1 protein-coding gene is annotated in these 931 nt (G+C 74.4%); it reads left to right on the forward strand.

Going from position 1 to position 931, the window contains the following annotated elements:
• Positions 1–104: 104 nt before the first annotated feature.
• Positions 105–931: flagellar filament capping protein FliD (fliD, locus tag AC1DP0_RS22275; RefSeq protein ID WP_478088824.1), on the forward strand; the 827-nt coding region annotated here is incomplete at its 3' end.

Consider the following 931-nt stretch of genomic DNA (forward strand, 5'->3'; position numbering starts at 1 on the left):
GCCGGGGACCCGACCCCGGCCGCCGACGGCATCACCTCCACTGACAGCCCCCAGCAGGTCGCGCCGTCCCGATCGGCCACCCGCACCCGACCAAGGAGCACCTCGTGGGAGTCTCGGTCAACGGCCTGGGCAGCGGCCTCGACATCACCTCGATCGTCAGCTCCCTCATGGCCGTCGAGGCGCTGCCGCAGCAGCAGCTGAAGCAGGCGCAGTCCGACCAGCAGAGCCTGATGACCGTGCTTCGGACGCTCAACACCAAGGCGGCTGCCCTGAGCACGCTCGCCGGGAAGCTGGCCGCGTCCGGAGCGCTCAACCCGCTCGCCGCCACCTCGAGCACCACGGGCGTCACCGCCTCGGCCGGCACCTCCGCGACCGTCGGCACCTTCGACCTCACCGTCACGCAGCTGGCCCGGACCCGGGTCGACGTCACGGCCCCGCTCGGTGCGTGGCCGACCGACGGCACCGGAGCGCCCGCCACCCTGACGCTGGTCGACGGTGCCGGCGCCACCACCGAGATCACCCCCGCGAGCACCTCCCTCGACGACCTCGTGTCCGCCGTCAACGCCTCCGGCGGTCCGGCGCGTGCGCTCAAGGTGGCGGCCGGCACGGATGCCACCGGCGCGCCGCTCTACCGTCTGCAGCTGACGTCGACCCGCTCCGGGGCGACGGGGTCCTTCGGGGCCTACGAGGGGACGGCCGCGCAGGTGGCGGCCAGCACCGCCACGGACCTCATGGGCGCCACGGGGGCGGCCGTCGTCTCGCCCGCCCAGGACGCCACGGCCCGGCTGTATGCCGGCACGGCGGCCGAGCAGGTCATCACCTCGGCGACCAGCACGTTCACCGACGTCGTGCCCGGTGTGTCCGTCACGGCCACCGCGGCCGGCGTGGGGGCGGCCACGACGATCACCGTCAGGGGCGACACGGCCAAGAT

It is taken from the genome of Terrabacter sp. P5_B1 (assembly GCF_056400505.1).